The sequence below is a fragment of the Burkholderiales bacterium genome, from assembly GCA_035560005.1.
Classification (GTDB): Bacteria; Pseudomonadota; Gammaproteobacteria; order Burkholderiales; family Eutrophovitaceae; genus DASRFY01.
Window position 1 is genome coordinate 1 of the sequence record DATMAN010000086.1, and the last position, 25,116, is coordinate 25,116.

Here is a 25,116-nt window from a genome sequence, read left to right on the forward strand (position 1 = left end):
CCCGCAAAGGCTCAACGCTTTGCTTGGCGGCCATAGCGAGGTGGACCCACGCCTTCCCATCCCGAACAGGACCGTGAAACGCCTCAGCGCCGATGATAGTGCGAGGTATATCGCGCGAAAGTAGGTCACCGCCAGGCGCCCAAATGGAAAAGGCCCGTCCCGAAAGGGATGGGCCTTTTATTTTGCGCTCCGGCTCGTGCCCTACTTGCGATACGACAAGACGCTCGCATCGAAACATCTCCCCAAGCGCACGGATTCCTGAGCATCTGCGAAGGCACGGCGCGGCCGCTAACGCCGGACGCTTACGATCATTCGGTATCCCTCTTATTGGTTTTGCCTTCGATTTTTGATAAACTTCGCGGCCTCAAGAAGTTACACAAAAGATGGGCCAGGGAGCCCATTTTTTGTTTGTGGGAACGGTTGCGAATGAACCTAACTGGGCTACTGGAAAAGGCGCTCGCGAGCCTCGGCTACGAGTTGGTCGACAGCGAGTGGGCAAACAAGGGGCTGCTGCGCGTCTACATCGACAGGCAGGGGGGAGTTACGGTGGACGACTGTGCGCGTGTTAGCAACCACCTGACCCGCGTGTTCGCGGTGGAAGCCATTGCCTACGAGCGCCTCGAAGTGTCGTCGCCTGGACTGGATCGTCCATTGACGCGGCCCCAGGACTTCAGGCGGTTTGAAGGCGAGAAAGCCAAGGTGCGTCTGCGTGTGCCGCTGAACGGGCAGCGTAACTTTGTTGGGGTTCTGAGAGGTGCCGACGAGCGCACCGTGCAAATCGAAGTCGATGGAACCGTACTCCAGCTGGACTTTGCGGAAGTGGAAAAGGCGCGTTTGGTACCGACGATCTGAATGGAGAGCAGTCGATGAGTCGTGAGTTGTTGATGCTGGTGGACGCGCTTGCGCGGGAGAAGAACGTGGCCAAAGACATTGTTTTTGGCGCGCTCGAACTCGCCCTGGCTTCCGCAACCAAGAAGCGATTCAAGGAAGACGTCGATGTGCGCGTCGCGGTTAATCGCGATACGGGCGAATACGAGAGCTTCCGGCGATGGCAGGTCGTGCCGGACGACATGGTGGAAGTGCCGGCGCGCCAGATCGGCCTGTCCGAAGCGCGGAAACGCGATCCCGACCTGAATCTCGAGGAGTACGTCGAAGAGCCGCTCGAACCGGTGGAATTCGGCCGCATCGGTGCACAGACGGCAAAGCAAGTGATTCTCCAGAAGATCCGCGACGCTGAGCGAGAACAGATACTCAATGATTTTCTGCAACGCAAGGAATTCATCGTCACCGGTTCGATCAAGCGTATGGAACGGGGCAACGCCGTCATCGAGTCTGGGCGAATCGAGGCGATACTGCCGAAAGACCAGATGATCCCCAAGGAAAATCTGCGAATCGGAGACCGGGTGCGCGCCTACCTGCTCAAAGTCGATCGCGGCAGTCGCGGGCCGCAGCTGGTTCTGTCACGCACGGTTCCCGAGTTTCTGATCAAGCTGTTCGAAATCGAGGTGCCGGAGATCGAAGAGGGGTTGCTTGAAATCAAGGCGGCTGCGCGCGATCCGGGTTCGAGGGCCAAGATTGCGGTCAAGTCTAACGACCCACGCATCGACCCGATCGGTACGTGCGTCGGGATGCGCGGCTCTCGAGTGCAGGCGGTCACCGGAGAACTGGCCGGGGAGCGGGTGGACATCGTGCTGTGGTCTCCCGATCCGGCCCAGTTCGTCATCAACGCACTGGCCCCGGCAGAAGTGAGCCGCATCACGGTGGACGAAGAAGCGCACAGCATGGACATCGTCGTGGACGAAGAGAATCTGGCGCAGGCGATCGGTCGCAACGGGCAAAATGTGCGTCTGGCGAGCGAGCTCACCGGCTGGGAGCTGAACATAATGACCGAAGACGAGTCGCAAAAGAAGAATGAGGAGGAGTTTGCCCGGATACGGTCCCTGTTCATGGAAAAACTGGACGTCGACGAGGAAGTCGCGGACATCCTGGTCCAAGAGGGCTTCACGACCCTGGACGACATCGCCTATGTCCCGCTCGGCGAAATGCTGCAGATCGAGTCGTTCGACGAGGCTACTGTGAATGAACTGCGCAGCCGGGCGCGCAACGCCCTGCTGGTTCAGGCGATCGCGAGCGAGGAGAAGGTGGAGAACGTGGCAAGCGATCTGTTGAATCTTGAGGGGATGGACAACGAGACGGCACGGGCATTGGCCGCAAAGGGCGTCAAGACGCAGGAGGAACTCGCCGATCTGGCCGTCGACGACCTAGTGGAGCTGACCGGCATCGACGCTGAGCGGGCCAAGCAACTGATCATGACGGCACGCGCGCCCTGGTTTGCCTGAGGCACCGGCGTCAAGGAGCGGACGGATGGCTAATACGAACGTCGCACAATTCGCCAAGGAACTGGGACTTCCCGCCGGAATGCTGCTTGAGCAGCTTCAGGCGGCGGGGGTCAAGAAGGCATTGGACGAAGGCACAGTCCTCGACGAGCATGACAAGACCCAGCTGCTCGAATATTTGCGCAAGGTCCACGGCGCGAAGGAGACCAAGAGCCGTATTACGCTCACTCGCCGGCAGACCAGTGAGATCAAGAAAGCCGATGCCACCGGGAAAGCCAGGACCATTCAGGTCGAGGTGCGCAAGAAGCGCGTTCTCGTCAAGCGCGATTCGGCCGCAGGAGCGACCGCAACCGAAGTGATACCAGTCCCGCAGGTAGACGCTGAGCAGGCCGCACTGCGCGAAGAAGAGGCGCGCAAGCAATCGCAGCTGATCGCCCGGCAGATGGCCGAAGCTGCTGCCAGGCAGGAAGAGCGCAAGCGCAAGACGGCATCACAACAAGCCGAAACCGAGCCTTCGGCTGCCGCGCCGGCCGCACCGGCGGTCTCCGCTGCAGTGCCTGAGGTGGCGAAGGAGGTACCGGCCGCACCGGTGGTAGCCAAGAAAGCGCTAACCGAAGGCACTCTGCATAAGCCGGCAGTCAAGGCCAGCGAAACCAAGCCAAAGGAAAAGGGAGCAAAGAAGCCAGCCGACGCGGGTTGGCGCGACGAAGGGACCAAACGTCGCTCGATCAAGGTGCGTGGCGACATCAGTGGTGGTGGTGAAGGCTGGCATGCACGCAAGGAGCGCCATGCGCGACACAAGACGGAGCATGCCGCAGCCCAGGACCAGGCAGTGCCGATGGAACCTGTCGTCAAGGAAGTCCTGATTCCTGAGACTATCACGGTCGCCGACTTGGCCCACAAAATGTCGGTCAAGGCCGCCGAGGTGATCAAGGCGTTGATGAAGCTTGGTCAAATGGTGACGATCAACCAAGTGCTCGACCAGGAGACGGCAATGATCGTGGTCGATGAGATGGGGCACGTCGCCAAGCGTGCGAAGATTGATGACCCCGAGGCCTACCTTGAGCAGGCCGAACGCAAGGACGTGTCCCTGGAGCCCAGGGCACCGGTAGTTACCGTCATGGGGCACGTCGATCATGGCAAGACATCATTGCTCGACTACATTCGTCGCACCCGGGTGGCAAGCGGCGAGGCCGGCGGCATCACACAGCACATCGGCGCCTACCACGTGGACACGCCTCGTGGAACGATTACCTTCCTCGATACCCCCGGTCACGAAGCGTTCACCGCGATGCGCGCGCGCGGAGCCAAGGTGACGGACATCGTGGTGCTCGTCGTGGCGGCGGACGACGGGGTAATGCCTCAGACGGTGGAAGCCATCCACCACGCGAAGGCGGCCAAGGTGCCGATGGTGGTCGCCATCAACAAGATCGACAAACCCGAAGCGAACCCCGAACGGATCAAGCAAGAGCTTTCGAAGCACGAAGTCATTCCCGAAGACTGGGGCGGCGAGACCATGGTGGTCGAAGTCTCGGCCAAGACCGGGAGAGGCATCGATCAGCTGCTGGAAGCCGTGCTACTGCAGGCCGAGGTGCTTGAACTCAAGGCGGCGAAAGACGCGCCTGCACGCGGCGTTGTCATTGAATCGCGGCTGGATAAGGGCCGTGGCCCAGTGGCTACGGTACTCGTGCAATCGGGCACGCTGCATCGGGGAGACGTCGTTTTGGCCGGTGCCGTGTTTGGGCGAGTCCGAGCCATGACCGACGAGGCGGGCCGTAACGTCGAGCAGGCCGGGCCCTCGATTCCGGTCGAGATTCTGGGCCTGTCTGAAGTGCCGCTCGCGGGAGAGGAAGTCATCGTTCTGGGCGATGAGCGCAAGGCCAGAGAGATCGCTCTGTTCCGCCAAGGGAAGTTCCGAGAAGTCAAACTGGCGAAGCAACAGGCGGCCAAGCTCGATAACATGTTCGAACAGATGAAGGCGGGCGAAGCCAAGACGCTGCCGCTTATCATCAAAGCCGACGTGCAGGGCTCCTACGAAGCGCTGGCACACGCTCTGAGCAAGCTCTCCACCGATGAGGTACGCGTGAACATCGTGCACGCCGGCGTCGGAGGAATTACCGAGTCGGACGTGAACCTGGCTTTGGCTTCCAACGCGGTAATCATCGGTTTCAACACCCGCGCCGACGCCACTGCGCGCAAACTCATCGCCGCGCACGGCATCGACGTGCGTTACTACAACGTCATCTACGACGCGGTCGACGAGGTCAAGAGCGCGCTGTCCGGGATGCTGGCGCCCGAGAAGAGAGAAAATGTGCTCGGGCTGGTGGAGGTTCGGCAGGTTTTCCGCATCTCCAAGGTTGGAGCGGTAGCCGGATGCTACGTGCTGGAGGGCTTGGTCAGGCGAGGATCGCTGGTGCGGGTCCTGCGCGACAACGTGGTGATCCATAGCGGCGAGCTTGACTCGCTGAAGCGGTTCAAGGATGACGTCCGCGAAGTCAAGGCCGGGTTCGAATGCGGTCTTTCGATCAAGGGCTTCGACGACATCAAGGTAGGCGACCAGTTGGAAGTCTACGAAGTAGTCGAGGTCGCGCGGTCGCTTTGAACACTCGCCTTGCGACGGCCTGTCCAATGGCGAACCAGTCTGCAAGGCGGGGGCGAATCGCGGATCAGCTGCAGCGTGACCTGGCGGAACTGATTCGCACGGAGATCAATGATCCGAGGATCGGGATGTTAACGATCACTGGAGTCGAACTCAGTCGTGACCAGCGTTGCGCCAAGGTTTTCTTCACCGTTCTTGGAGAAGAGGCCCAGGTCGCACTGGCCCAAGAGGGGCTGCAGCGTGCCAGCGGCTTTCTGCGCTCCCGGCTTGCTGCCGCGCTTCGTCTGCGAGTCATGCCCGAATTGCACTTCACCTACGACGCATCGGTCGCGCAAGGCGCACGCCTGTCCCGGTTGATTGACGAGGCGGTCGGAAAATCTAGAAAGGACAAACGGCGCCGCGGACGTTGACACCGTGCCTGGCGGTCGGGCGAGGAATAACCTGAGCGGCGTCCTGCTGCTCGATAAGCCGGTTGGTCTGACTTCCAACGCGGCTTTGCAGCGCGTGCGTGCCCTCTACGGGGGGCCGAAGGCAGGCCACACCGGCACGCTCGATCCGCTCGCCAGTGGACTCCTGCCAGTTTGTTTCGGAGAAGCCACCAAGTTCAGCTCGGCGCTGCTCGATTCCAGCAAGCGCTACGAGGCCACGCTGCGCCTGGGCTTTGAAAGCTCCACAGGCGACGCCGAAGGTGACTTGAAGGCGCTGGCCGAGCCGAGCTTCGACGATGTCGAACTGATACGGGCGCTCCGTCAGCTGACCGGGCATATCCAGCAACGTCCCCCAATGTACAGCGCCGTTAAATTCGAGGGACGGCCCTTGTACCGCTACGCACGCGAGGGCCGAGTGGTCGAGCGCCGCGAGCGGAGCGTAGAGATCCAACAACTGGACGTGCTGCACCGACGGGCTGACACCTTGCGACTGTCCGTGGTTTGCAGCAAGGGAACTTACATCCGCGTTCTCGCGGAGGACCTGGGCAGGCTTCTGGGTTGCGGCGCGTACGTGGTCGAGCTGCGGCGCACCGACATCGGGCCGTTCAGCGTGGAAGATGCGGTGCCGCTCTGTGTGCTTGAGCGCGGCGAGTTGAGTTCGGCACAGCGCGAGTCACTGCTGTTGCCGGTCGACTCGATGCTGTGCGGATTGCCCAGGATCGACCTTACCCCGGACGCGAGCCGCCGGGTGGTAGGCGGTCTTCCGGCAGTCGCGGCGCCGACCCAGACGTCCGGGCTGGTGAGGCTCTATGTGGCCGGAGGAAAATTCATCGGGCTCGGGGAGGCCGCACCGGACGGAACGGTGGTACCGAAACGACTCGTGGCGAGCGGCCGCCATGTGGCGTAAGCCCCTCAAAATCCTTGGAAAGCCGCTACGTCGGCGAGTATAATCGCGGCCTTTCCAACGAAGAGACATGAAAAGGTAATGGCTATTACCGCAGAGCAACGGGCCCAGATACTTAAGGAATATCAACGGGCTAAGGGTGACACTGGCTCGCCGGAAGCGCAGATCGCCCTCTTGACTGCCCGCATCAACGAGCTGACCGAGCACTTCAAGACGCATGTGAAGGACTATCATTCCCGGCGCGGTCTGCTGAAGATGGTCAGTCAGCGGCGCAAGCTGCTTGACTATCTGCGCCTTTCCAACGCCGACCGGTATCGGCAGATCATTGAGCGCCTCGGCTTGCGAAAGTAGCGCAGAAGGCCGGTGCCCGGCCATGATCAGCCCCCTATCGAGAGCGCAGCCGTCGAGGCTGCGCCCGTTTTCATCTGAGGCAGCACCTTGAACGTCACGCGAAAGATCATTCAATACGGGCGTCACACCCTGACGCTCGAGACCGGCGAGATCGCCAGGCAGGCCGATGGAGCAGTGATGGTGAACATGGACGATACCTGCGTCCTCGTCACCGTCGTCGGGAAAAAAGAAGTCCAGCCGGGTCAGGACTTCTTCCCGCTGACCGTCGACTATCAAGAGCGAACCTACGCAGCAGGCAAGATTCCCGGAGGCTTCTTCAAGCGGGAGGGTCGGCCCAGCGAAAAGGAAACACTGACCTCACGCTTGATCGACCGACCCATTCGTCCCTTGTTTCCCGAGGGATTCTTAAACGAAGTCCAAGTAATTGCCACTGTCGTTTCTTCCAATAACGAGATCGACGCCGATGTACCGGCAATGATCGGTGCTTCCGCGGCGCTGACGCTCTCGGGAATCCCTTTCAATGGCCCCATCGGTGCTGCGCGCGTGGGATATCTGAACGGAGAATACGTTCTGAACCCGACGGTAACCGAGCTGAAAACCTCGAAACTCAACCTGGTGGTCGCGGGCACCAAGCAGGCGGTATTGATGGTGGAGTCGGAGGCTATGGAGCTTCCGGAAGACGTGATGCTCGGCGCCGTGGTCTTCGGCCACCAGCAAATGCAGGCGGTCATCGACGCGATCGGCGAACTGGCCGATGAAGCCGGCAAGCCCTTGTGGGACTGGACACCACCGCCGAAGGATCCGGCGCTGGTGGATCGCGTACGGCAGATTGCGCAGGCCGATCTTCGTCAAGCCTACCAGCTCAAGGTCAAGAAAGCGCGCAGTGCCAAGATCGAGGAGGTGCGCGCGCGAGTGTTCGGCGAGCTCGTGCCCGCCGGCTCCGATCCGCAAATCGCCAACGTGGTTGCCGGCATATTCAGCGATCTGGAAAGAGAGATCGTGCGCAACCAGATCCTGAACGGTGAGCCGCGCATCGACGGGCGCGACACGCGCACAGTACGCCCGATTTCGATCCGCATCGGACCGTTGCCGCGAGCCCACGGGTCTGCACTGTTCACGCGCGGAGAAACGCAGGCACTCGTGGCCGCGACCCTCGGCACATCGCGCGACGAGCAGATCATCGACGCCCTGCAGGGCGAATACACCGAGCGCTTTATGCTTCATTACAACATGCCCCCGTATGCCACCGGGGAGACGGGGCGCGTGGGCTCGCCGAAACGGCGCGAAGTGGGTCACGGCCGGCTCGCCAAGCGAGCGCTACTCGCCGTGCTGCCGTCTCAAGAGGAGTTCGCCTATTCGCTGCGAGTAGTCTCGGAGATTACCGAATCGAACGGCTCGAGCTCCATGGCGAGCGTTTGTGGCGGGTGCCTGGCATTGATGGATGCGGGCGTGCCGCTCAAGGCGCATGTCGCGGGCATCGCGATGGGGCTCATCAAGGAGGCAAACCGGTTTGCGGTCTTGACCGACATCTTGGGCGACGAGGATCACCTCGGTGACATGGACTTCAAGGTCGCGGGCACCGAAAGCGGAGTCACGGCCCTGCAGATGGACATCAAGATCCAGGGCATCACCAAGGAAATCATGCACGTGGCTCTGCAGCAGGCGCGCGAAGCGCGCATGCAAGTCCTGCATATCATGAAGGAGGCACTGCGGAGCCCGCGGGCCGAGCTCTCGGCCTACGCGCCGCGCATGATCACCTTGAAGATCAAGCCCGAAAAGATCCGCGACGTGATCGGCAAGGGTGGAGCAGTGATTCGCGCCATTACTGAGGAGACCGGTACGACCATCGATATCCAGGACGACGGGACGGTCACGATCGCGTGCGTCTCTTCGGCCGGTGGCGAAGCGGCCCGACGGCGCATCGAAGAGATTACCGCGGAAGTCGAGGTCGGACGCATCTACGATGGCACAGTGCTCAAGTTGCTCGACTTCGGCGCCATCGTCAGCGTGCTCCCGGGCAAGGACGGCTTGCTGCATATCTCCCAGATCGCCGATGAGCGGGTCAAATCGGTTGCTGATCACCTCAAGGAGGGTCAGGCGGTCCGGGTAAAAGTTCTGGAAGCCGACGAGAAGGGTCGACTGCGGTTGTCGATGAAGGCAGTGACCCAGGATGAAAAAGCCAAAGCCACAAGCTGAACGGTCGACCCGGTGTCAGCAGAGCCAGGAAGCCCGCGCGAGCGGGCTTTTTTGCTTTACCCCGCCCGTCGCTCAGCCGCCCGCGGGCCAGACCTGCAGCAATGTGAATGGATAGACGTACGCCTGCAGCATGACCAGCCCCCCGACCAGCATGGCCAACACGACCGAGTGGAAGAATACGTAGCGCAGAATGTCGCCTTCGTGCCCGTACCAGCGTGTTGCAGTGGATGCCACGACGATCGACTGCGCGTCGATCATCTTGCCCATCACACCGCCTGAACTGTTTGCGGAGGCCATGAGATTGGCGTTCAGTCCAAGTTGCTCGGACGTGATCTTCTGAAGGCCACCGAAGAGCACGTTGGACGCCGTATCGGAACCGGTCAGCGCCACACCCAGCCACCCGAGCATCGTGCCGAAGAACGGGTAGAGCACACCGGTGTGGGCGAAGGCCAGGCCCAGCGTTGCGTCGGTGCCCGAGTAACGCGTGGTAAACCCAAGTGCCAGCATCGCCGCGATGGTCAGCAACGAGAAGCGCACGAGTTTGATGGTGTGCCAGTACTTGACCAGAAGTTCCGCAAACGAATAGCGCATGAACAAGCCGGCAAGAATCGCTGCGAGCAGAATTCCCGAACCGGTGGCTGACAGCCAGTTCAGGCTGTAGACGGCCTTTTCCGTGTGCGCCTTGGCTACAACCGGAGGAACCTTCTCCACCATTTCATGCAAGCCTGCGATCTTGAAGTCCAACTTGGTGATGCCGTCCCACGGAAGCTTTACTTTCTCCTCGGTTTTCACCGGACCGGTGGCCGTCTGCTCCATTTTCGTTACGGTGTAGCTGCCGTTCAGAAAACCGCGGACCTGCGGCGTGCCCCAGGCGAACACGAACACCGACAGCACGACCCATGGCACCCATGCCCGCACTACCGCCGCGCGATCATGGCCGCCCCCCCGAGCAGTGGCACCATTATCGGTCACGCCGCCGTCGGCCTCGCGTCCCTTCAACGCGGTCGTGCGCCAGACATTCCTGGGTTTCCAAATCCTCAAGAAGGCGGTAAGGCATGCCATGGAAACGATCGCCGCGCCCACATCCACGAGCCAGGGGCCGTGATAGTTGGAGATCAGAAACTGCGGGATGGCGAAACTGACTCCAGTGACCAGGATGGCAGGCCAGACTTCGAGCATGCCACGCCAGCCGGCGAAGGCCCAGACGAGCCAGAAAGGAACAAGCACGGAGAAAAACGGCAGTTGTCGGCCGACCATGGCCGAGAGCTCGAACAGATCCAACCCAGTGACTGCCGACAAGGCGATAATCGGCGTGCCCAGCGCGCCATATGCAACTGGCGCCGTATTCGCGATGAGCGAGAGGCCGGAGGCGGCCAGCGGAGAGAATCCGAGGCCGATGAGAATGGCACCGGTCACGGCCACGGGAGTGCCGAAGCCGGCCGCGCCCTCGAAAAAAGCGCCAAAGGCAAAGGCGATCAGCAGCAGCTGCAATCTCCGGTCTTCCGTCACGCCGGCGATGCTGTCCTGCAGAATCGTGAAATAGCCTTTGTCGCGTGTGAGTTGATAGAGAAAGATGATGTTCAGCACGATCCAGCCGATGGGCAGAAGGCCGAAGAAGGCGCCATACATCGCCGATGCGCCCGCCATCTGGGCCGGCATTCCATAAACGAAGATCGCGATGACCAGAGCGGCTGCCAGCCCGGCGAGTGCCGCGATATGCGCCGACAAGCGCAGAAAGGCTAGACCACCGAGCAATACGATGACCGGGATGGCTGCCAGCACCGTACTGAGCACGGCGTTGCCCATCGGGTCGTAGACCTGGCTCCAGACCATTTTGAGACCTCCCCATCGTTGGTTTTCTGACAACGGCTCGCCCGCGCAGCCGGCGGATTATATCGGAACGGGCCTCCACGGCCGGTCGCGCGCGCAACGCTTCGGTATAATCCGGCGCATTCGTCGCGTTGGCCTACGGGAACACTGAATGAACTCCAGCCTGCCCTCGCGCAGCGGCGGACAGATTCTTGTCGACCAGTTGCGCGTGCACGGCGTGAACACCGTGTTCTGTGTTCCCGGCGAGAGCTACCTGGCGGTTCTCGACGCGCTCTACGATCACCGAGACGCTATTCGCCTGATCGTATGCCGCCAGGAAGGTGGTGCCGCTTTCATGGCCGAAGCATATGCCAAGGCCACCGGAATGCCGGGTGTGTGCTTCGTCACGCGCGGTCCCGGCGCCACCAACGCAAGCATTGGCGTGCATACCGCCTACCAGGATTCTTCGCCGCTGATCCTGTTCGTCGGCCAAGTCGGCAGCGATGTCGTCGAGCGCGAAGCTTTTCAGGAGATCGATTTCCGGCGCATGTTCGGGCCAATGACCAAGTGGGTCGCCCAAATCGATCGCGCCGACCGCATTGCCGAACTGGTCAGCCATGCATTTCACGTGGCGGTCGCGGGACGGCCTGGTCCGGTGGTGCTGGCACTTCCCGAAGACATGCTCTTTTCCGAGGCAATCGCAGGCGACGCCAGACCATATCAACAAGTCAAGGCCAGCGCTGCGGCGGCGGATATGGAACGGCTGCGGGACCTGCTGAACGGGGCGTCGCGACCACTCGTGATCCTAGGGGGAGGCGACTGGTCGATGGCTGCCTGCGACGACATCCGCGGCTTCATAGAAGCCAACAACCTTCCTGCAGCTTGCAGCTTTCGGCGCCAGGATCTCCTGGACAATCGCCATCCCAATTATTGCGGTGAGCTCGGCATCGGGATCAACCCGCTGCTTGCGCAGCGGGTTCGCCAATCGGACCTCATACTGGCCATTGGGCCGCGGCTCGGCGAGATGACCACCAGCGGCTATAGCCTTATCGGGATCCCTCATCCCACGCAGCGCCTCGTGCACGTGCATGCCGATGCCGAAGAGCTCGGGCGCATCTATCGCGCCGACCTCATGATCAATTCAGGGATGGCGCAGTTCGCCCATCTCGCGGCAGCGCTGCCAGCGGTGGATTCCTCCGCGTGGCGCGAGTGGACGCACCAGGCGCGCGCCGACTATCTGAAAAACCTCGAACCCGAGCCGATGGCGGGGAATCTAGATTTGGCCCTGGTTCTGGCGACTCTGCGCCGTGCATTGCCCCCGAACACCATCGTGACCAACGGCGCAGGCAACTATTCCGGCTGGGTACAGCGCTACTGGCAGTACGCGGGCTATCGTACCCAGCTCGCGCCCACGAATGGGGCCATGGGATACGGCGTGCCCGCCGCGATCGCCGCAAAACTGGCATATCCCGAGCGCATGGTCGTGAGTTTCTCGGGCGATGGCTGCTTCTTGATGAACGGGCAGGAGATCGCAACGGCCGTGCAGTATCGACTGAAGATTCTGTTCTTTGTAATCAACAACGGAATGTACGGCACTATCAGGATGCACCAGGAGCGCGACTACCCAGGGCGGGTATACGGCAGCGATCTGTGCAATCCCGACTTTGCCGCGCTGGCCAGAGCGTACGGGCTGCATGGCGAGAGCGTCGACCGGACGGAGCAGTTCCCTGCGGCGCTGGAGCGCGCCTTGCGCTCCGACGGGGCGGCACTGATCGAACTGAAGATTGATCCGGAAGCGATTACGACTCGCACCACTCTCAGCGCAATCCGGGAACGCGCACTCCAAGCACCTCGCTGAGCCGGCCTCCACGCAAATCACCCTCAGAACCCGACCGCCTGTCCATCGCGCCGCGGCTCCGAACCCGCAACGTAACCGTCGACCAGCTTCCAGATCAGTTGAGCCGCGCCGAACTCGAGGCTTCCGCGCGGCATCCGCACGACACGATGCCCGCGCCGGGCAAGTTCGGCAGCCACAGCATCGCCGAAACTTTCCTCCAGAAGCAGCTCACCACCCGACGTGACCTTCCAGCGCGGCGCGTCTGCTGCTGCTTGCGGGTTCTGTGCGTAGTCAGCAAACCGCACCACCATTTGCACATGACCCTGTGGCTGCATATCGGCACCCATGAGGCCGAAACTCATCACCGGCACCCCATCGCGGCTGATGAATCCGGGAATGATTGTGTGGAAAGGTCGCTTGCCGCCTGCAACGACGTTGGGATGGCCGGGCTGCAGGATGAAGCCCGCCCCGCGGTTTTGCAGGCTGATGCCGGTACCGGGCACTACTACGCCTGAGCCGAAGCCCATGTAGTTCGACTGGATCAGCGACACCATTATTCCGTCGCGGTCGGCGGTGCACAGGTAGACGGTATCGGAGGAGAGCGGGCTGCCGGGCGTGAACTTCCCAGCACGACCCCGATCGATCAGTCTGGCGCGCGAGCGAAGATATCCGCGATCGAGCATCGCTTCCACCGGCAGCTGCATTGCTTGCGGATCTGCCACATGACGGTAGGCGTCGGCAAAGGCAAGCTTCATCGCCTCGACCTGCAAGTGAACCGAATCGGCGGAATCGACCGGAAACGCCGCGAGGTCGAAGTGCCCGAGGATGCCCAGCGCCACCAGCGCCGCGATGCCTTGTCCGTTGGGCGGCAGTTCATGCACCCGATAGCCCCGGTATTCCTGCTGCAAAGGCTCGACCCAGTCGGCACGATGCGCCGCCAGATCCTGCAGAGTCATTGCGCCGCCGCAGTGGGTGCTCGACTCCACGATGCGCTGCGCCAGGACGCCACGATAGAAACTCTCGCCCCGGCTGCGTGCGATCTCGGACAGGCTGCGCGCCTGATCCGGATGGAGAAATACCTGTCCGACGGCGGGTGGTTGCCCGTTCGGCAGAAAGGCCCGAGCGAACCCTGGCTGATCCTTCAGGCGCGGGGCCTGGACCTGCCACTGGTAAGCTACGACCGGTGACACCAAAAAACCGCTCTCGGCGTAGCTGATGGCGGGTTCGAACAACGTCTCGAACGGCAATCTTCCGAAGCGCTCGGAAAGGGCCACCCAACCGGAAACAGCACCGGGCACCGTGACGCTGTCCCATCCTTCAGTCGGCATGCGGCTGCGGCCATCGAAGCGCGAAAGCGACCAGGCTGCGGGCGCTCGGCCCGAAGCGTTGAGCCCATAGAGCGACTTACCATCCCAGACGATGGCAAAGGCGTCGGAACCGATTCCGTTCATCGTCGGCTCGACCACGGTGAGGGCAATTGCCGTCGCCAGCGCCGCGTCGACTGCGTTGCCTCCGGCGGTGAGCATGCGCAACCCGGCCTGAGCGGCCAGTGGCTGCGATGTGGCGACCACGTTGCGCGCGAAGAGGGGGCTGCGTCGCGATGAGTAGGGCAGAGACCAGTGCATGGATTCAGAGCGTGGCGTTCGACTCGTCCTGGAAAGCCCGGTCCCGCGTCCTGCGCACCGCCGGGAACACCACGAGGATCAGCAGCAGCGCGGCCGCGACCAGCAAGCCGAGGCTGAGCGGGCGTGTAACAAAGGCGGAGGGATCGCCCCGGGAGAGCACCAACGCTCGGCGCAGATTCTCTTCCATCATCGGGCCGAGCACGAAACCGAGCAACAGCGGTGCGGGTTCGCAATCGAACTTGATGAAGAGGTAACCGAGCACACCGAACGCGAGTGCAATGAGCACGTCCACGGCGTCATTGTTGATGCTATACACACCGATACAGCAAAACAGCAGGATCGCCGGGTAAAGCAAACGGTAGGGAATGGACAGCAGCTTTACCCACAGCCCGATGAGTGGCAGGTTCAGTATCACCAAGAGCACGTTGCCCAGCCACATGCTAGCAATCATTCCCCAGAACAGCTCGGGACGTTCCGACATCACCTGGGGTCCAGGCGTGATTCCGTGAATGGTCATAGCGCCGATCATCAACGCCATCACCGGATTGGACGGCAGCCCCAGTGTCAACATCGGAATGAAGGAGGTCTGCGCGCCGGCGTTGTTGGCCGACTCCGGAGCCGCCACGCCCTCGATCGCTCCCTGTCCAAAGCGCTGCGGTTCACGGGAGATTTTTTTCTCCAGCGTGTAGGCCGCGAACGACCCGAGCACAGCCCCGCCGCCGGGAAGCACGCCGAGCAGCGCGCCGAGGCCGGTCCCGCGCAGCACGGCGGCCCAGGATCGTTTCCAGTCCTGCACGCTCGGCAGCAAGCTCGTCACCTTCGCGATCGAGACGGTGCCTCTGCGGCGGCGCTCGAGATTGGCGATGATCTCCGAGAAGCCGAACAGCCCCATCGCCACAATCACGAAATCGATCCCGTCCTGAAGCTGCGGAACATCGAACGTGAAACGGAACAACCCCGTGTTCACGTCCGCACCGACGATTCCGAGCAGAAGTCCGAGAATGATCATCGCGATCGCCTTGAGCAGCGAGCCGCGCGCCAGCACTACGGCCGCGATCAGACCCAGCACCATCAGCGAAAAGTACTCCGCCGGGCCGAACTTGAAGGCGAGCTCCGCGAGGGGGGGCGCGAACACAGCCAGCAGGAGGGTTGCCACCGTTCCGGCAAAGAATGAGCCAATCGCGGCGACTGCCAACGCCGGCCCGGCGCGGCCCTGGCGCGCCATGACATGACCGTCCAGACAGGTCACCACAGCCGAAGATTCTCCAGGGAGATTCACCAGGATCGCGCTGGTCGAACCACCGTACTGGGCGCCATAGTAGATTCCTGCCAACATGATCAGCGCCGACACGGGCGGCAATGCATAGGTTGCGGGCAGCAGCATTGCGATCGTCGCGAGCGGCCCTAGCCCGGGCAGGACGCCGATCAAGGTGCCAAGCAGAACGCCGCCGAAGCAGTAGGCGATGTTCTGCGCGGTGAGCGCAACGTCCAGTCCGAGCGCCAGTTGACCCAGCAGCTCGGTCATCCCGGAAACACCTTGAACGGCAGCTTGAGGGCCAACACGAAGACTGCAAGCGTAAAAGCGACCAGTCCCGCCACCAGCCAGAGCGTTTCCCGCGGTCTGCTTTCAGGGCTTGCGGCGGCACCAATCGCGACCAGCAGAGCCGCTGCTAGGGCGATGCCCAGCGTTTCCACGCTGGCAGCGAAACTACCGATCGCGCCAAGCACGAGAAGGAACGGGCGCCAGAACGTAGGCTCCAGTGCGGGGCCTGCGGTCAGCAGTCCGCGCAGCATGATCGCGAGCCCGATGAGCGCCAACAGACAACCCAGCACAAGGGGAAAGTAGCCCGGCCCCATGCGCACCGCAGAGCCGATCGGATAGTCGCGCGCGATAAGCGCCGCGGCGGCCCCGAAAACAAGAAAAACCAGTCCGCCAAAGAAATCCCGCGGGCCGCGCAGTCTCATCTCCTCCCACCGCGATGGTCGTTTTTGTCGCGGACCATTGTTTCACAGCCCCGCGCCGCGGAGCAAACGGTGCCCCGCACACCATCGGCGGAAAGCGACTCGCGCGAGCTGCCGCAGCCCAACGAGTGGCTTTTGCTATCATTAGTCTTTTCTGAATGTCGCACGCTTCCGGCTTGTCCTCCGGCTTTCGTTACCTGACGCCCGCGCGGATGCATTCGCTCGATCCGAGCATGCCGGGTACAGCGGTTGACTACGGACGCACGCATGGCGCAGACGGTCGCGGCTGCCGCTCGAAGTCCGTTCATGGCCCAGTATTTCGTGGTTCACGCCCTTAATCCGCAGCGGCGACTGATCCGTCGTGCTGTGGAAGTTCTGCGCTCGGGCGGGTTGATCGTCTATCCGACCGATTCGTGCTATGCGCTGGGATGCCGGATCGGGGAAAAGGAGGCGATGGAGCGACTCCGGCGCATTCGTGGAATCGGTGCCTCCCATCATCTCACCCTAGTGTGTCGCGATCTGTCGGAGATCGCACAATACGCGCGGGTCGACAACGGTCAATATCGGCTGCTGCGAAACAGCACGCCCGGCAGCTACACTTTCATTCTGCAGGCCACCCGGGAAGTTCCGAAGCGCCTGCTCAACCCGAAGCGCAAGACCATCGGATTGCGTGTTCCAGAGCACGCAGTGGCCAGAGCCTTGCTTGAAGAACTGGGGGAGCCGATCCTGAGTTCCACGCTGATCCTTCCTGGAGATGCGTATCCACTGACCGATGGAGTCGAAATCCGCGCGAAGCTGGAACACCAAGTCGACCTCGTGCTCGACGCCGGCTCGTGCGGTCTGGACATGACTACCGTAATCGACTTGACCGGAGACACGCCGGTCGTAGTCCGTGTCGGCAAGGGACCCGTGGCGCCTTTTGCTGCCCAACCGGTCCAGTAATGGACGCCACGCAAATCATCCAAGTGATCGTGCTTTACGCGATCCCGGGCATTTTTGCCATCACTCTGCATGAAGCTGCGCACGGCTACGCCGCACGTCACTTCGGCGACCCGACCGCAGCCCAAGCCGGCCGGATCTCACTGAATCCCGTTCGACATATCGACCCGATCGGGACGCTGCTGATGCCAGCTCTCATCCTCTTCTTCAGCAAGGGCCAATTTGCCTTTGGTTGGGCAAAGCCCGTACCAGTGAACTTCGGGCGCTTGCGCCATCCGAAGCGCGACATGCTTTGGGTCGCAGCCGCCGGCCCGGGAGCCAATCTGGCGATGGCCATCCTGTGGGCGGTACTGATCAAGGTGGCAGGCAGCTTGCCCGCGGGTTATTTCACCGAGCCGCTCCTGCTCATGGCTCGGGGCGGAGTCATCATCAACGTCGTGCTCATGGTTTTGAATCTGCTGCCGCTGCCTCCGCTGGATGGCGGCCGTATCGCCGTGAGCTTGTTGCCCCACGGCGTGGCGGACCGCTATGCCCGCATCGAGCCTTTCGGGCTCGTCATCGTGCTCTTGCTGATGTTCACTGGCGTGCTCTCGGTCATCATGTGGCCGTTCATCGCGGCCACGATTAGCGCCATTGCCGGCCTTTTCGGCATTGGCTGGATCTTCTAGGGAATCCGCAAGGATGTTCGTCGATCGCGTGTTATCCGGCATGCGCCCTACCGGCGCGCTGCACCTCGGCCACTACCACGGTGTGCTGAAGAACTGGATCCGGTTGCAGAACGAGCATCAGTGCCTGTTCTTCGTTGCAGACTGGCACGCGCTCACCACGCACTACGACACTCCGCAGATCCTCGAAGCCAACACCTGGGACATGCTGGTCGACTGGCTGGCAGCTGGCGTCGATCCTTCCCAGGCTATCCTCTTCATCCAGTCGAAGATCCCGGAGCACGCGGAGCTTCACCTCCTGCTGTCGATGATCACCCCTTTGGGCTGGCTGGAAAGGGTGCCGAGCTACAAGGACCAGCAGGAAAAGCTCAGCGACAAGGATCTGTCCACCTACGGTTTCCTGGGCTATCCGCTGCTGCAGGGCGCCGATATCCTGATTTATCGCGCCACCCTGGTTCCGGTTGGAGAGGACCAGGTCCCGCATATCGAATTCACCCGGGAGATCGCCAGGCGCTTCAACCACATTTACGGGCGCGAACCGGATTTCGAAAAAAAGGCTGAAGCCGCAATCAAGAAGCTCGGCGTGAAGCGCGGCAAACTGTATCGGGAGTTGCGCAGCCGCTACCAGCAACAAGGGGACCAGACCGCCATCGAAGGAGCCAAGGCGTTACTGGAAGAAGCGGCGAATCTTTCGATGGGAGATCGTGAACGCTTGTTCGGTTACCTGGAAGGCAGCGGCAAGATGATCCTCACCGAACCACAGGCCCTACTGACTGAAGCGTCCCGCATGCCCGGCCTCGATGGTCAGAAGATGTCCAAGTCTTACAACAACACCATCACGCTGCGCGAAGATCCGGACAGCGTGGCAAAGAAGATCCGCACCATGCCCACCGACCCAGCGCGGGTCCGGCGCAGCGATCCGGGCAACCCGGACAAATGCCCGGTCTGGGAGTTGCACAAGGTATACTCGGACGAGTCCACCAAGAAGTGGGTACAGCAGGGATGCCGTGGCGCTAGCATCGGCTGCCTGGAATGCAAGCAACCGGTCATCGATGGAATCCTCAAGGAGCTGATGCCGATCCGCGAGCGCGCCAAGACCTATCTCGATGATCCGACGCTCGTCAGGAACATCATCGCCGACGGCTGCGACCGTGCGCGCAAACTCGCCGGCGAAACGATGCGCGACGTGCGCGAGGCGATGGGTCTGAATTACGGCTGATCGATCGGCGCGACCTGCAGCGCGTCGAGGCCAGGCTCACCCACGAGGGGCAGCGCCGATCGAGCCGAAGGATGCGTTAGGCAATTGGGCAGCCGTGGCGCAGATGCCGTGAACCCTGGCGTTCCTACCCCTGTGGTTCCGTGCCGCTGCCGCTTGGGCCGTACTCACCGGACCATGGCCGGCTTGTGGCTTCGGCTGCGTGTTGCGCGCCCGACGCCGGCAGCGCAGGTGTCGCGCCTTCGCCACAAGCGCGAGGTCAAACTATGCTTTGTGCCGGAGCAGCTTTTGCTGTTGGCGTTGCCAATCCCGATCCTTGATGGCCTGGCGCTTGTCATGCTGCTTCTTGCCGCGCGCAAGCCCTATCTCAAGCTTGATACGGCCCTTCGAGTAATGCAGGTCGATCGGCACCAAGGCGTAGCCGGCGCGCTCGACTTTACCGATCAGCTTGCGGATCTCCTCGGCGTGCAGCAGCAGCTTGCGGGTGCGGGTCGGATCGGCGCGTACGTGCGTGGAAGCAGATCCAAGCGGACTGATGTGGCACCCGATCAGGAACACCTCTGCGTTCTTGAGGATCACGTAGGCCTCCTTGAGCTGCGCCCGGCCTGCGCGGATGGCTTTCACTTCCCATCCCTCGAGCGCCACACCGGCTTCGAATCGCTCCTCGATGAAGTAGTCGTGAAAGGCCTTCTTGTTCTGGACGATGCTCATCTCGGCAGGCGTACGAGGGTGACTGGTATTCTAGCCGACCCCGGTGAGAACTCCTGGCTGCGACGTCAGACGCAACACCGATGCCCCTGATAGAGCGATCTGTCTTGGTGGAATATCCTGCGGAGAAGATGTACGCGCTTGTGGAAGACGTAGAGCGCTATCCGGAGTTTCTGCCCTGGTGCGCGGCCGCGCACGTCGAAGAGCAGAACGCAGGCGGGGTGCATGCCCGCGTTGGAATAGATTTCAGAGGCATCCGGCAGCATTTCGTCACCCACAATACGGTGCGGCCACCGTCGTTGATCGAAATGAAGCTGGTATCCGGTCCCTTCCGGCACTTGGAGGGCTGCTGGCGCTTCAAGCCGCTCGGCAACGAAGCATGCAAGGTTGAGTTTCGCCTGCATTACGAGTTTTCGAGCAGGCTTCTCGAAAAGCTCGTAGGACCGGTCTTTCACTTCATCGCCAACAGCCTGGTCGAGGCGTTCATCAAACGAGCGCAGCAACTCTACACAGTGCCGTGAACATCAGGGTCCAAGTCGTCTATGCGCTGCCACAGCGCCAATGGATCGCGTCGCTCGAACTGGCGGACGGCGCCACGGTCGGTGACGCCCTCGATGCTGACTCGGTCCGGCGCACGATGGCGGACGCCGGGTCCGAGCCGGCCGGCGTCGGCGTCTGGGGGCGGGTGGTCGGAACCGGTCACCGGCTGCGTGATGGAGATCGAGTCGAAATCTACCGGATGCTCCGCGCTGATCCGAAGTCCGCACGCAGGCAACGCGCGCGAATGCGCGCAGCCCGCCGGGACCGGCTCTGATTAGCCGCACCAATCGGCGACCGACTTCTGCGTCTGCCGGATCTCCTCGGCGATCTGCCTGTCGTCAAGATACTCCTGTTCCCCCTTGTCGTTGTAACGCGTCACCCGCGCTCCGGCCTGCAACGCCGCAAGGCGGGCGCGGGCCTGGTCGCAGTTGCGCCGCCTCTCCTGCGCTTCCTGCCGCGCCCTCTGCTCGGCAGCCTCCTTTTCGGCTCTCTCCGCTTGGCGCCTGCGAAACTCCGCGTCCTGCTCCACATAGCTCTTGGGTGACTCCGCCGCCTCGGCGCTGGAGGCTGGCACCGCCGCGCGCGAACGGGTCTTGATTTCCTTCTGCTGCTTCACGTTGCCCGGCGGCGGTCGATCCGAGTAATGCACGCGGCCGCTCTCGTCCACCCAGCGGTAGGTATCGGCGTGCACCGGCAGAATCAACGCCAGCCAAGCGCCGGCGGCTACAGGCAGCAGGTACCTTGATCGCATATCGGCTCCTAGTGTCGGTAGGGAGGGTAACCGAGCTGGGTAATCCCCAGCTCCGCGAAATCCCGTGCGTTGAACGCTTCGCGGCAGGTCTGCGCGAAGTCGCCCTTCTGCAGCGCTGCCTCGGCGGCAAGCAGCGCCTCCTGGGCGTTGAGCCATAGGGCGCGCGCCTCGGCTGCGCGTGCGACCGCTGCCTTGGCCTGGGCCAGGGCAGCGTCAGCCTGCTGCCTCGAAGCTGCCACGCAATCCGGCGGCGCGGCCCCGGACAGGTTCAGACCGGCCGCGATGAGACACATCGTCAGCAGACCGCGAGTGGCGGGCGGCAAGCGTTCGCGCTTGATGGATCGAGTGTTGAGGTCAGGACTAACCATAGCGACTTGACCCTGGGCGGTCAACGTACCGGGCGTTCGCGCGTCTTTGCGGGGCGCAGGACGGGTCACGTATAATTCGCGCTTTGTGAGGATTCAGAACAATGCGCGTCTTGCAAAAGGCTCTGACCTTTGACGACGTCCTGCTCGTTCCCGCCCACTCGAACGTCCTGCCACGCGACGTCAACCTGGCGACGCGACTGACCAAGAATATTCCGCTCAACATCCCGCTGGTATCCGCGGCCATGGACACCGTCACCGAGGCGCGGCTGGCGATCGCCATCGCACAGGAAGGCGGGATCGGCATCATCCACAAAAACATGCCGCCGAAGGCACAGGCAGCCGAGGTTGCCAAGGTCAAGCGCTTCGAAAGCGGCGTGGTGAAAGATCCGATTACCATCTCGCCGGAGATGACGGTGCGCGACGTTCTCAACCTGATTCGCCAGCACCGCATCTCGGGGCTCCCGGTGGTCGACCAGTCCAGAGTGGTCGGTATCGTTACCAATCGTGACCTGCGCTTCGAGAGCAATCTGGACCAGCCGGTGAGGAACATCATGACCCCGAAGCAGCGGCTGGTCACCGTCAAGGAAGGCGCGGCCAACGAGGAGGCGATGCGCCTGATGCACGAGCACCGGCTCGAGCGGGTGCTGGTCGTCAATGAAAACTTCGAGCTGAAGGGACTCATCACGGTGAAAGACATCCTCAAATCGTCGGAGCATCCTTTCGCTTCGAAAGACAAGCTCGGCCGGCTGCGCGTGGGTGCGGCCGTGGGCGTGGGCGAAGGCACCGAAGAGCGCGTAGAGGCGCTGCTCGAGGCGGGCGTTGACGCGATCGTGGTGGACACGGCTCACGGGCATGCAAAGGGCGTGCTCGACCGCGTGCGCTGGATCAAGCGGACGCATCCCAGCTCGCAGGTCATCGGCGGCAACATTGCTACCGGTGCTGCCGCCAAGGCGCTGGCCGACGAAGGGGCAGACGCGGTCAAGGTTGGTATCGGCCCGGGCTCTATCTGCACCACCCGGATCGTGGCCGGGGTGGGAGTGCCGCAGATCAGCGCGATCGAGGCGGTTGCCGACGCGTTGCTGACCTATGGCGTTCCTCTGATCGCCGATGGCGGCGTGCGCTATTCGGGCGACATCGCCAAGGCGATAGCCGCCGGTGCCGACGCCGTCATGCTCGGCAGCCTCTTTGCCGGTACCGAAGAAGCCCCGGGAGAGATCGAGCTGTTTCAGGGCCGCTCCTACAAGTCCTATCGGGGCATGGGCTCGCTCAGCGCCATGCAACAGGGGGCGGCCGACCGTTACTTCCAGGACGCCGGCGATGCGGTCGAGAAGCTCGTACCCGAGGGAGTCGAGGGACGCGTGCCCTACAAAGGCAGCGTAGTTGCGGTCATCCATCAGCTCATGGGCGGTCTGCGCTCGGCCATGGGTTACCTGGGCTGCACGACGATCAAGGAAGTCCAGGACCGCGCCGAGTTCGTCGAGATCACCGCGGCGGGCATGCGCGAGTCGCACGTGCACGACGTGCAGATCGTCAAGGAAGCGCCCAACTACCACGTGGAGTGAGCAGGGGTACAGAGGATCGTGAAGTGCAAAAAGGCCGTCCGGTTGCCGCGGTCGAGCGCGCGGCGCCTGCAGTGATTCCCTCCACAGCCGCGCATCACGAGCGGATTCTCATCCTCGACTTCGGGGCCCAGTACACCCAGCTCATCGCCCGCCGGGTGCGCGAAGCGCACGTCTACTGCGAGATCCATCCGTTCGACGTCACGGACGGATTCGTACGCGCCTTCAATCCGAACGGGGTGATTCTGTCCGGCGGCCCGGCCTCGGTCTGGGAGGCCGGCACGCCCCGCGCGCCCCAGGCGATTTTCGAACTCGGCGTGCCGGTGCTGGGCATCTGTTATGGGATGCAGACCATGGCGGCGCAACTCGGCGGCAGCGTCGAGATGGGCAGGGTGCGCGAGTTCGGCTACGCCGAGGTGCGGGCGCACGGCCATTCGGCGCTTCTCCGAGGCATCCAGGATCGCGTCAGTCAGGAGGGGCACGGCCTGCTCGACGTGTGGATGAGCCACGGTGACAAGGTGACCATGCTGCCGCCGGGCTTCAAGGTCATCGCCTCGAATGCTGCCTGTCCGATTGCCGGCATGGCCGACGAGCGACGCCGCTTCTACGGCCTTCAGTTCCACCCCGAGGTGACGCACACCCTGCAGGGCAAATCGATTCTCGAGCGCTTTGTGCTGGAGATCTGCGGCCTGAAGGGCGACTGGACCATGCCCGATTACATCGAGGAAGCGGTGGGGCGGATTCGATCCGAAGTGGGGGCCGATGAAGTCGTGCTCGGCCTGTCCGGGGGCGTGGATTCGTCGGTGGCTGCGGCGCTCATTCACCGCGCGATCGGGCCTCAGCTCACCTGCGTGTTCGTGGATCACGGGCTGTTGCGGCTCAACGAAGCGCAGCAGGTCATGCGTACGTTCGCCGGGAGCTTGGGCGCGAAAGTCGTACACGTGGATGCCCGCGATCAGTTCCTGGGGCAGCTCGCCGGGGTGACAGACCCGGAGGAAAAGCGCAGGATCATCGGCCGCGAGTTCGTCGAAGTGTTCCAGCGCGAAGCCGCCCGCCTGCCGCGCGTGAAGTGGCTGGCGCAGGGCACGATCTATCCGGACGTGATCGAATCGGCCGGCGCCCGCACCAGGAAGGCGCACACGATCAAGTCGCATCACAACGTGGGCGGACTGCCCGACACGCTGCGCCTGAAGCTGCTGGAGCCGCTGCGGGAGTTGTTCAAAGATGAAGTGCGCGAGCTTGGGCTGATCCTCGGATTGCCACGAGAAATGGTGTTCCGGCATCCGTTTCCCGGCCCCGGCCTGGGTGTGCGTGTTCTTGGTGAAGTCAAGGCCGAGTATGTCGAGTTGCTGCGCCGGGCAGATGCGATCTTTATCGAGGAGCTGCGCCAGTCGGGCTGGTACGACAAGACTGCCCAAGCCTTCGCCGTTTTTTTGCCGGTGAAGTCCGTGGGCGTCATGGGCGACGGTCGCACCTACGAGTACGTGATAGCGCTGCGAGCCGTGCAGACCCAGGATTTCATGACCGCGCACTGGGCGGAACTGCCCCACAGCCTGCTTTCGAAGGTCGCCAGCCGCATTATCAACGAGGTGCGCGGCATCAACCGCGTGGTCTACGACATCTCGAGCAAGCCGCCGGCGACAATCGAATGGGAGTGAAAAGAATATGGCCATTTCTCATGACTAGTTATAGAATGTGGCCATGAAACAGGTATCGGCCACGAAATTCAAGGAGCAGTGCTTGGCGTTGCTCGACCAAGTGGACCAGGACGGAATCGTGATCACGAAGCGGGGAAAACCCGTGGCGAAGCTGATCCCGCTTTCTGCGGACTCGGCAAGCCTGATCGGATCGCTCAAGCACAAGGTCAAGATCAAGGGCAATATCCTGTCCACCGGCGTGCGGTGGAATGCTCAACGTTGACACGCACATCCTGCTCTACGCCGTTACCGGCGGACTGAGGCCGGCCGAGCTGCGCCTGCTGCGCGACGACACTTGGAGCATTTCGTCGATCGTGCTGTGGGAGATCGCCAAACTCGCGCAACTCGGGCGTATCGCCGTTGATCTTGATGACCCGGAGGTCGTCCGGGTAGTGGCGCGGCTGCACGTATGGCCGCTGACGCGGGAAGTCGCGTGGGAAAGCACGCGCCTTGACGTGCGCGGTGACCCCGCCGACGAACTGATTGCGGCTACAAGCGTCGTGCACAACATTCCGCTCGTGACTCGGGATCGCGCTTTGCTGCGCTCGAAAATCGTGCCGTTGGCGGTGGCTGGAGATTGAACAGCGCCGACGAACCATAGGTGCGGCCGCTGCTCCGACGGTATC

At 62.4% G+C, this 25,116-nt stretch carries 23 protein-coding genes, 1 rRNA gene and 1 pseudogene; 18 read left to right on the plus strand and 7 right to left on the minus strand.

The features are described from left to right. The first annotated feature begins 22 nt into the window (after positions 1-22). From rrf to pnp, 8 genes are all read left to right on the plus strand, one after another. Positions 23-137: ribosomal RNA gene (gene rrf / locus VNM24_12440) — 5S ribosomal RNA — on the plus strand. A gap of 289 nt (positions 138-426) precedes the next feature. Further along, entirely contained in the window at positions 427-852 is a 426-nt protein-coding gene (gene rimP, locus VNM24_12445) for a ribosome maturation factor RimP (protein ID HWQ39392.1), read from the plus strand. Between the two features lie 14 nt (positions 853-866). Next, a complete protein-coding gene (nusA, locus tag VNM24_12450) occupies positions 867-2,339 on the plus strand; it encodes a transcription termination factor NusA (protein HWQ39393.1) in 1,473 nt (490 codons plus the stop codon). 25 nt (positions 2,340-2,364) lie between these two features. After that, positions 2,365-4,938, plus strand: coding sequence for a translation initiation factor IF-2 (infB, locus tag VNM24_12455; GenBank protein ID HWQ39394.1), 2,574 nt, complete (start codon positions 2,365-2,367; stop codon positions 4,936-4,938). Positions 4,939-4,964: 26 nt separating this feature from the next. Then, positions 4,965-5,345: a 30S ribosome-binding factor RbfA gene (gene rbfA / locus VNM24_12460; protein ID HWQ39395.1), complete on the plus strand. Its 381-nt coding sequence runs from the start codon at positions 4,965-4,967 to the stop codon at positions 5,343-5,345. A gap of 4 nt (positions 5,346-5,349) precedes the next feature. Further along, positions 5,350-6,270 carry a tRNA pseudouridine(55) synthase TruB gene (gene truB, locus VNM24_12465; protein ID HWQ39396.1) on the plus strand — a complete coding sequence of 307 codons (921 nt, stop codon included), beginning with the start codon at positions 5,350-5,352 and terminating at the stop codon, positions 6,268-6,270. A 78-nt stretch (positions 6,271-6,348) separates the two neighbouring features. Further along, positions 6,349-6,618: a 30S ribosomal protein S15 gene (rpsO, locus tag VNM24_12470; protein HWQ39397.1), complete on the plus strand. Its 270-nt coding sequence runs from the start codon at positions 6,349-6,351 to the stop codon at positions 6,616-6,618. Positions 6,619-6,705: 87 nt separating this feature from the next. Further along, a complete protein-coding gene (gene pnp / locus VNM24_12475) occupies positions 6,706-8,814 on the plus strand; it encodes a polyribonucleotide nucleotidyltransferase (protein HWQ39398.1) in 2,109 nt (702 codons plus the stop codon). A gap of 72 nt (positions 8,815-8,886) precedes the next feature. Here the strand turns inward: pnp and VNM24_12480 are convergent, their stop codons facing one another. Then, entirely contained in the window at positions 8,887-10,647 is a 1,761-nt protein-coding gene (locus VNM24_12480; protein HWQ39399.1) for an L-lactate permease, read from the minus strand. A 148-nt stretch (positions 10,648-10,795) separates the two neighbouring features. On the opposite strand from VNM24_12480, the gene VNM24_12485 reads away from it, so the two are divergent. Next, positions 10,796-12,481, plus strand: a complete 1,686-nt coding sequence (locus tag VNM24_12485; GenBank protein HWQ39400.1) for a thiamine pyrophosphate-binding protein — start codon at positions 10,796-10,798, stop codon at positions 12,479-12,481. 23 nt (positions 12,482-12,504) lie between these two features. On the opposite strand, the gene VNM24_12490 is transcribed toward VNM24_12485, so the two are convergent. Genes VNM24_12490 through VNM24_12500 form a run of 3 tightly spaced genes read right to left on the minus strand, consistent with a single transcriptional unit; the run spans position 12,505 to position 16,050 of the window. Then, the gene (locus VNM24_12490) at positions 12,505-14,085 is read right to left on the minus strand and encodes a gamma-glutamyltransferase family protein (protein HWQ39401.1); all 1,581 of its coding nucleotides are present in this window, start codon (positions 14,083-14,085) and stop codon (positions 12,505-12,507) included. 4 nt (positions 14,086-14,089) lie between these two features. Then, positions 14,090-15,610: a tripartite tricarboxylate transporter permease gene (locus VNM24_12495; GenBank protein HWQ39402.1), complete on the minus strand. Its 1,521-nt coding sequence runs from the start codon at positions 15,608-15,610 to the stop codon at positions 14,090-14,092. Next, the gene (locus VNM24_12500; protein HWQ39403.1) at positions 15,607-16,050 is read right to left on the minus strand and encodes a tripartite tricarboxylate transporter TctB family protein; all 444 of its coding nucleotides are present in this window, start codon (positions 16,048-16,050) and stop codon (positions 15,607-15,609) included. The genes VNM24_12495 and VNM24_12500 overlap by 4 nt, the downstream gene beginning before the upstream one ends. A 303-nt stretch (positions 16,051-16,353) precedes the next feature. Between VNM24_12500 and VNM24_12505 the strand changes: the two genes are divergently transcribed. From VNM24_12505 to VNM24_12515, 3 genes are read left to right on the plus strand one after another with little or no spacing between them, the layout of a single operon-like run. Beyond that, positions 16,354-16,989 (plus strand): L-threonylcarbamoyladenylate synthase, encoded by a 636-nt coding sequence (locus VNM24_12505; GenBank protein HWQ39404.1) that lies wholly within the window; start codon positions 16,354-16,356, stop codon positions 16,987-16,989. Beyond that, the gene (locus VNM24_12510) at positions 16,989-17,654 is read left to right on the plus strand and encodes a site-2 protease family protein (protein HWQ39405.1); all 666 of its coding nucleotides are present in this window, start codon (positions 16,989-16,991) and stop codon (positions 17,652-17,654) included. Before VNM24_12505 ends, VNM24_12510 begins: the two co-directional genes overlap by 1 nt. A 13-nt stretch (positions 17,655-17,667) precedes the next feature. Continuing rightward, positions 17,668-18,870 carry a tryptophan--tRNA ligase gene (locus VNM24_12515; protein ID HWQ39406.1) on the plus strand — a complete coding sequence of 401 codons (1,203 nt, stop codon included), beginning with the start codon at positions 17,668-17,670 and terminating at the stop codon, positions 18,868-18,870. A gap of 261 nt (positions 18,871-19,131) precedes the next feature. Here the strand turns inward: VNM24_12515 and smpB are convergent. After that, positions 19,132-19,581, minus strand: a pseudogene (gene smpB, locus VNM24_12520) (SsrA-binding protein SmpB). A 77-nt stretch (positions 19,582-19,658) separates the two neighbouring features. Between smpB and VNM24_12525 the strand changes: the two are divergent. After that, complete coding sequence (locus VNM24_12525) at positions 19,659-20,096, plus strand: type II toxin-antitoxin system RatA family toxin (protein ID HWQ39407.1); 438 nt, start codon at positions 19,659-19,661, stop codon at positions 20,094-20,096. Beyond that, positions 20,093-20,389, plus strand: coding sequence for an RnfH family protein (locus VNM24_12530; GenBank protein HWQ39408.1), 297 nt, complete (start codon positions 20,093-20,095; stop codon positions 20,387-20,389). The genes VNM24_12525 and VNM24_12530 overlap by 4 nt, the downstream gene beginning before the upstream one ends. Here VNM24_12530 and VNM24_12535 read toward each other — a convergent pair whose 3' ends face one another. Continuing rightward, the gene (locus VNM24_12535; protein HWQ39409.1) at positions 20,390-20,866 is read right to left on the minus strand and encodes a DUF4124 domain-containing protein; all 477 of its coding nucleotides are present in this window, start codon (positions 20,864-20,866) and stop codon (positions 20,390-20,392) included. Positions 20,867-20,874: 8 nt separating this feature from the next. Further along, the gene (locus VNM24_12540; GenBank protein HWQ39410.1) at positions 20,875-21,234 is read right to left on the minus strand and encodes a hypothetical protein; all 360 of its coding nucleotides are present in this window, start codon (positions 21,232-21,234) and stop codon (positions 20,875-20,877) included. A gap of 101 nt (positions 21,235-21,335) precedes the next feature. Here VNM24_12540 and guaB point away from each other — a divergent pair, with 101 nt between their 5' ends. The 4 genes from guaB to VNM24_12560 all read left to right on the plus strand — a co-directional run bounded on the left by guaB (position 21,336) and on the right by VNM24_12560 (position 25,071). Beyond that, entirely contained in the window at positions 21,336-22,796 is a 1,461-nt protein-coding gene (gene guaB / locus VNM24_12545; protein HWQ39411.1) for an IMP dehydrogenase, read from the plus strand. A 74-nt stretch (positions 22,797-22,870) separates the two neighbouring features. Continuing rightward, the gene (gene guaA, locus VNM24_12550; GenBank protein ID HWQ39412.1) at positions 22,871-24,451 is read left to right on the plus strand and encodes a glutamine-hydrolyzing GMP synthase; all 1,581 of its coding nucleotides are present in this window, start codon (positions 22,871-22,873) and stop codon (positions 24,449-24,451) included. A gap of 43 nt (positions 24,452-24,494) precedes the next feature. Further along, positions 24,495-24,713, plus strand: a complete 219-nt coding sequence (locus VNM24_12555) for a type II toxin-antitoxin system Phd/YefM family antitoxin (GenBank protein HWQ39413.1) — start codon at positions 24,495-24,497, stop codon at positions 24,711-24,713. Further along, a complete protein-coding gene (locus tag VNM24_12560; GenBank protein HWQ39414.1) occupies positions 24,700-25,071 on the plus strand; it encodes a type II toxin-antitoxin system VapC family toxin in 372 nt (123 codons plus the stop codon). Before VNM24_12555 ends, VNM24_12560 begins: the two co-directional genes overlap by 14 nt. Positions 25,072-25,116: the final 45 nt, after the last annotated feature.

Coding starts and splice junctions, on each gene's coding strand:
- nusA (HWQ39393.1), top strand. CDS start 867: ATGAGTCGTGAGTTGTTGATGCTGGTGGACGCGCTTGCGCGGGAGAAG.
- VNM24_12540 (HWQ39410.1), bottom strand. CDS start 21,234: ATGGTTAGTCCTGACCTCAACACTCGATCCATCAAGCGCGAACGCTTG.
- VNM24_12505 (HWQ39404.1), top strand. CDS start 16,354: ATGGCCCAGTATTTCGTGGTTCACGCCCTTAATCCGCAGCGGCGACTG.
- VNM24_12515 (HWQ39406.1), top strand. CDS start 17,668: ATGTTCGTCGATCGCGTGTTATCCGGCATGCGCCCTACCGGCGCGCTG.
- infB (HWQ39394.1), top strand. CDS start 2,365: ATGGCTAATACGAACGTCGCACAATTCGCCAAGGAACTGGGACTTCCC.
- rpsO (HWQ39397.1), top strand. CDS start 6,349: ATGGCTATTACCGCAGAGCAACGGGCCCAGATACTTAAGGAATATCAA.
- VNM24_12510 (HWQ39405.1), top strand. CDS start 16,989: ATGGACGCCACGCAAATCATCCAAGTGATCGTGCTTTACGCGATCCCG.
- VNM24_12500 (HWQ39403.1), bottom strand. CDS start 16,050: ATGAGACTGCGCGGCCCGCGGGATTTCTTTGGCGGACTGGTTTTTCTT.
- VNM24_12555 (HWQ39413.1), top strand. CDS start 24,495: ATGAAACAGGTATCGGCCACGAAATTCAAGGAGCAGTGCTTGGCGTTG.
- VNM24_12525 (HWQ39407.1), top strand. CDS start 19,659: ATGCCCCTGATAGAGCGATCTGTCTTGGTGGAATATCCTGCGGAGAAG.
- VNM24_12485 (HWQ39400.1), top strand. CDS start 10,796: ATGAACTCCAGCCTGCCCTCGCGCAGCGGCGGACAGATTCTTGTCGAC.
- VNM24_12490 (HWQ39401.1), bottom strand. CDS start 14,085: ATGCACTGGTCTCTGCCCTACTCATCGCGACGCAGCCCCCTCTTCGCG.
- rbfA (HWQ39395.1), top strand. CDS start 4,965: ATGGCGAACCAGTCTGCAAGGCGGGGGCGAATCGCGGATCAGCTGCAG.
- VNM24_12480 (HWQ39399.1), bottom strand. CDS start 10,647: ATGGTCTGGAGCCAGGTCTACGACCCGATGGGCAACGCCGTGCTCAGT.
- VNM24_12495 (HWQ39402.1), bottom strand. CDS start 15,610: ATGACCGAGCTGCTGGGTCAACTGGCGCTCGGACTGGACGTTGCGCTC.
- VNM24_12560 (HWQ39414.1), top strand. CDS start 24,700: ATGCTCAACGTTGACACGCACATCCTGCTCTACGCCGTTACCGGCGGA.
- VNM24_12535 (HWQ39409.1), bottom strand. CDS start 20,866: ATGCGATCAAGGTACCTGCTGCCTGTAGCCGCCGGCGCTTGGCTGGCG.
- guaB (HWQ39411.1), top strand. CDS start 21,336: ATGCGCGTCTTGCAAAAGGCTCTGACCTTTGACGACGTCCTGCTCGTT.
- rimP (HWQ39392.1), top strand. CDS start 427: ATGAACCTAACTGGGCTACTGGAAAAGGCGCTCGCGAGCCTCGGCTAC.